Genomic DNA, 4830 nt, shown 5'->3' on the forward strand with positions numbered 1-4830 from the left:
GCCACGGCCTACACCAACGCCTTCCTGCCCAACCGCACCTATGGCGGCGTGGACTATCTGGTGGCGCGCCTGGGCGGCACCTGGGACGCGTTGCTGGGCGAAGGCCGCCGCATCTGGACCGTGGCGGATTCCGACTTCCATTTCCGCACGGCTTCGGGCCTCTACAGTTCGGGCTATGCGCCGGGCGAATACGCCAAGACGCATGTGTGGAAAGACGGCAAGGACATGGCCTCGGTGGTTGCGGGCTTGAAGAGCGGCCGCATGTTCGGCGTGTTCGGCGACCTGATCGATGCGCTGGACTTCCAGGCCAAGGGCGCAGGCGGCGCCGTGCACATGGGCGGCGAGCTGAAGGCGGCCAAGGGCGAGCGCGTGGAAGTCACCATCCGCTTTCGCAGCCCGGACAGCAACCACTACGAATACCCGATCGAAAGCGGCAACCCCACCTACGTCAAACCCACCGTCAACCACGTGGACCTGATTATGGGCGAGGTCGGTACGCGCGCCGCCGCCGGCACGCCGGGCTATGACGCCGACACCAACCCGACGACCCGCGTGCTGGCCCGTTTCACCCGCGCCGACTGGACGGTGGACGCCGAGGGCTACAACGTCATCAAGACCACGGTGACCGCCGACAAGAGCCAATACCTGCGCTTGCGCGGCACCAACCTGGGCGTGGACGTGGCCGGCGAGACCGCCGCGGGCGAACCGCTGCCCGACGCCAAGGTGGACCTGGCCGACAACGTGGCGCGCTTCAATGCCGTCAATGCGCGCAACTACAACGACCTGTGGTTCTATTCGAACCCGGTGTTCGTGACGGTCGCGCAGTAAAAAGGCGTGCCCTGCCGCCCACGCGCGATAGCGGTCGCGCGTGGGCGGCAATCCTCGGAGGCGACGAGGTACATTGAACGGCGCTTCCGGAGTGACAGGGGGATCCACATCCCGCGGGGCGCCGCCGCCGTCGCCGTCGCCAGCTCATTGCCCCAATTCGGGCCGTGCGATCTCGATGATCCATTCCACGAACGCCTTGACCGCCGCCGTGGCGCGGGCCTGCGGATAGACGATGGACACCGGCACCGGGGCGCACCGGGTGTCAGGCAACACTTCCCGCAAGCGTCCGCTGCGCAGATAGACCGACGCCGCCACTTCGGATAGCTGGATAAGGCCCAGCCCCTCCAGGCCGCAGTGCAGATAGGCCTCGGTCTCGTTGACCGCATAGCGGCCGGGCAGCGCCATTGCCACCGCCTCCCCGTTCACGCGAAAGCGCCAGTCCAGCGAACGTCCGGTGGCATTGGACAAATAGTTGATCACCCGGTGCGCACGCAGCGCCTCCACGGATTCCGGCTCGCCGAAACGGGCCAGATATTTGGGTGACGCGCAGGTCAACCACGTCAATTGGCCCAGCTTGCGCGCCACCAGTGTCGAGTCCGCCAATGTGCCGCTACGGATGGCGCAATCGATGCCTTCATGAATCAGGTCCACCGGCCGATCGCTCAGGCCCAGCACCACTTCGATGTCGGGGTAGCGCGCCTCGAATTCAAGCAGCCGCGGCACCACGATCGCCCGGCCGATGGTTCCTGGCATGTCCACCCGGACTCGTCCGCGCGGTGCCTGGACCGCGGCGGAAACGTCGTGCTCTGCCTCGGCAATATCCGTCAGGATGGCTTGGCAAGCCGCCAGATAGCGCGCGCCCGCGTCAGTCAGGCTAAGGCTGCGGGTGGTGCGCCGAAGCAGCGGCGTGCCCAGGTGGTCCTCCAGATTCTTGATCGTCGTCGTCACGGACGAACGCGGCATCGCAAGGGACTGCGCCGCCTTGCTGAAGCTGCGCGCCTGAACGACCCGCACGAACGTAGCCATTGCTTGAAGTTTGTCCATCAGCGGTGCCTGCAAAGAGTGCGTGCGCCGGATCCGGCGACGAGCTTCCGATGTTAACAATGCGGCCGCCCCAATCCGTCATGCACCCGCGCGTTGTGTATTCAAGGACGCCGAACAATGCGCGGCCGGCGCGCTCCTACACTGCCAATCACTTCAGGGCCACATGGTTGCGCATCGCGATCGACACGGCAGCCGGCCCGCTTCTTTCACACCCATTTCCTAGCGGGGTTTCCCATGTTGAACCACAACGCCATTCTCGTCCTGGGCGCAGGCCAGCTTGGCATGTCCGTCCTGCGCCATCTGGCGCCCTACCCCGAACGCGTTCCCGGCGTTGCCGTGTCGGTCCTGTTGCGCCCGTCCAGCTCCTCCTCCGCCGATGCGGCCAAGCAACAGAAGCTGGCGGATCTGAGCGCGCTGGGCATCGATATCGTCGCCGGCGACCTCGCCACGCAATCCAGCGCGGAACTGGCCGTCATCTTCAGCCGCTTCGATACCGTCATCTCGTGCACGGGATTCATCGGCGGGCCGGGCGTACAGCGCAAGATCGCGCGCGCCGCCCTGGATGCCGGCGTCAAGCGCTTCGTCCCGTGGCAATTCGGCGTGGATTACGACGTCATCGGCCGGGGCAGCCCGCAAGACCTGTTCGACGAACAATTGGACGTCCGCGACCTGCTGCGCGCGCAACAGCGCACCGAGTGGATCATTGTCTCGACCGGCATGTTCACGAGCTTCCTGTTCGAACCCGCCTTCGGCGTGGTCGACCTGGCGGCCAACACCGTGAACGCGCTAGGCAGTTGGGACAACGCCGTCACGGTCACCACCGCCGACGACATTGGCGCCTTGACGGCAAGGATCCTGTTCGCCGACCCGCGCATCGCCAACCGCGCCGTGTACGTCGCCGGCGACACGGTCACGTACCGGGACGTGGCCGACGCGCTGGACCGCGTGCGCGGCGTCAAGGTCCACCGCCATGAATGGACCATCCCCGAACTGAAGCGTGAACTCGCCGCCGACCCCGAGGATGCCATGCGCAAGTACCGCGCCGTATTCGCCGAGGGGCGCGGTGTGGCTTGGGACAAGGACGCAACGTTCAACGTCCGGCACGGCATTGCAGTGTGTGGGTTGGAGCAGTGGCTGCGTGACCATCTGCCGGCGTCCTGATGGCGCAGTCCAGGCGGATGCGGGCATGCGCCGGATTTTGGCATTGCCGCGCCGGGCGTAATCGGCTGGCCGCCTCACACTTGGCGATACCGCCAAATATAAGAATTAGTTATTTAATTGACCTTCTTACCCGCCGTTGGTACATATAGACGCGCAACTGCACTTGGTTCCTGACTATTCTCACTGGAGGATTTTTATGAGCAAGCGAATTGTTGTCGTAGGCGGTGGGGTTGGCGGCACCATGCTGGCCAACCAGCTGGTCTCCAAGCTATACCCCGAGGTGTCGCGAGGCGAAGTCAGCGTCACGTTGTTGTCGGACTCCCCCGATCATTACTACAAGCCCGCCTTCATGTATGTGGCCTTCAATCTCTTCTTCCAGGAAGAGTTGAAGCGCCCGGAGCGCTCTCTGCTACGCCCCGAGATCCATTTCCACGTCGATAAAGTCACGCGGTTTGAATTCAACAGCCAGGAATTGCTGACGCAGCAAGGCAAGCGCTACGGCTATGACTACCTGGTCATCGCCACGGGCTGCCTCCCCGCGCCCGAGCGCATAGAAGGCCTGAAAGAAGCCGGCGACCATTTCTACCAGTACGCGCCCGCTCGCCAGTTGGCCAGCCGGCTCTCCAAGATCGACAAAGGCCGGATCTTCGTCAGCGTCACCTTTCCGAAGACGCCGAACGTGCCCCACCAATGCGGCATCGCGCCCATCGAAACCACCCTGATGCTGGACGACTATCTGCGCCGTCGCGGCGTGCGCGACAAGGTCGAAATCATCTACACCTACCCCACCACGTCGCAACTCTTGCGCAACTGCCTGTTCCTGCAACAGCCCACTTGCGAGGTGCTGCCGGCCATCTTCGAGCAGCGCGGCATCAAATTCCAGCGCGGCTTCACGCTGGCGCGCGTGGACCCGGAGGCACGCGTCGCGTATTCCGCGGAAGGCGGCGAGCAGCCGTTCGACATCCTGATGGCGACGCCGCCGATACGCGCTGTCGACGCCGTGCTGGAGTCGGGCGTGTCCCAGGCAGAGGACAACGAGGGCTGGCTGCCGACAGACCACGAGACGATGCAGGTCTACGGGTTGCAGAATGTCTACGTCATCGGCGATACGGTGGACCTGCCGGTCAGCAAAGCGGGCGGCTCGTGCCACAACCAGGCGCCCGTCATCGCCAACAACATCGCGGGCGAAATCCGCCTGGGCCACCCTTGCAGCGCCTACGAAGGCCGTGTGCAGGCCGTTGCCCAGATGGGCCTGAACGCAGGCATGCCCTTGTGGTACGACTACACCCATGACGTGCAGCCCACCCCGCCCACCAAACTGGGCGGGCTGCTTCGGCATGGATTCAACCGGGGGCTGTATTGGGCGGTCGCAAGGGGAATGCTATGAACATGAATAGCCATGATGAAACGCTGCAGGCGCTGGCCGGCAAGCTGCGCCCGCTCGTCGACAGCCAACGGCTGGACAACATCGTCGACCTGATCTCGCTGACGTCCGACCTGGTGGACCTGCTGGACCAGCCGATGGTGGAAAAGCTTGGACTGCTGTCCGAGCAGGCGGCGGGCGCTGCGTGGACGGCCTCCAACAGCGTGCGCGCCGCCCATGCGCAAACGTTGGCGGAGGCACATCCGCCCAGCCTGATGGGTTTGCTGGCGCTGCTGCGTGACGAGGACACGCGACGCGGCGTGGCGCTGGTGCTGCGCTCGCTGCAGAGCGTGGGGCGGCAGATCGGTGCGCAGCGGGCCGATTACGCCAAACCCTGACGCAGCGCACGACTGACGAAAAAAAGCCCGGCATCG

4 protein-coding genes and 1 pseudogene are annotated in these 4830 nt (G+C 64.8%); 4 read left to right on the plus strand and 1 reads right to left on the minus strand.

All coding sequences use genetic code 11. The features are described 5' to 3' along the window. Nucleotides 1-828, plus strand: a pseudogene (locus ACO6D5_RS03410) (S-layer protein); the annotation flags it as partial. A 144-nt stretch (nt 829-972) separates the two neighbouring features. Here the strand turns inward: ACO6D5_RS03410 and ACO6D5_RS03415 are convergent. Continuing rightward, the gene (locus tag ACO6D5_RS03415; protein WP_485824595.1) at nt 973-1872 is read right to left on the minus strand and encodes a LysR substrate-binding domain-containing protein; all 900 of its coding nucleotides are present in this window, start codon (nt 1870-1872) and stop codon (nt 973-975) included. Between the two features lie 234 nt (nt 1873-2106). On the opposite strand from ACO6D5_RS03415, the gene ACO6D5_RS03420 reads away from it, so the two are divergent. From ACO6D5_RS03420 to ACO6D5_RS03430, 3 genes are all read left to right on the plus strand, one after another. Then, a complete protein-coding gene (locus ACO6D5_RS03420; RefSeq protein ID WP_485824596.1) occupies nt 2107-3033 on the plus strand; it encodes an aromatic alcohol reductase in 927 nt (308 codons plus the stop codon). A gap of 196 nt (nt 3034-3229) precedes the next feature. Continuing rightward, nucleotides 3230-4420: an FAD-dependent oxidoreductase gene (locus ACO6D5_RS03425; protein WP_315529465.1), complete on the plus strand. Its 1191-nt coding sequence runs from the start codon at nt 3230-3232 to the stop codon at nt 4418-4420. 2 nt (nt 4421-4422) lie between these two features. Continuing rightward, the gene (locus ACO6D5_RS03430) at nt 4423-4794 is read left to right on the plus strand and encodes a DUF1641 domain-containing protein (RefSeq protein WP_485824597.1); all 372 of its coding nucleotides are present in this window, start codon (nt 4423-4425) and stop codon (nt 4792-4794) included. Nucleotides 4795-4830: the final 36 nt, after the last annotated feature.

Source organism: Achromobacter sp., assembly GCF_057314935.1.

Excerpts from the sequence above, each read along its gene's own strand:
- ACO6D5_RS03415 (WP_485824595.1), bottom strand. The coding sequence starts at position 1,872 with ATGGACAAACTTCAAGCAATGGCTACGTTCGTGCGGGTCGTTCAGGCG.
- ACO6D5_RS03420 (WP_485824596.1), top strand. The coding sequence starts at position 2,107 with ATGTTGAACCACAACGCCATTCTCGTCCTGGGCGCAGGCCAGCTTGGC.
- ACO6D5_RS03425 (WP_315529465.1), top strand. The coding sequence starts at position 3,230 with ATGAGCAAGCGAATTGTTGTCGTAGGCGGTGGGGTTGGCGGCACCATG.
- ACO6D5_RS03430 (WP_485824597.1), top strand. The coding sequence starts at position 4,423 with ATGAATAGCCATGATGAAACGCTGCAGGCGCTGGCCGGCAAGCTGCGC.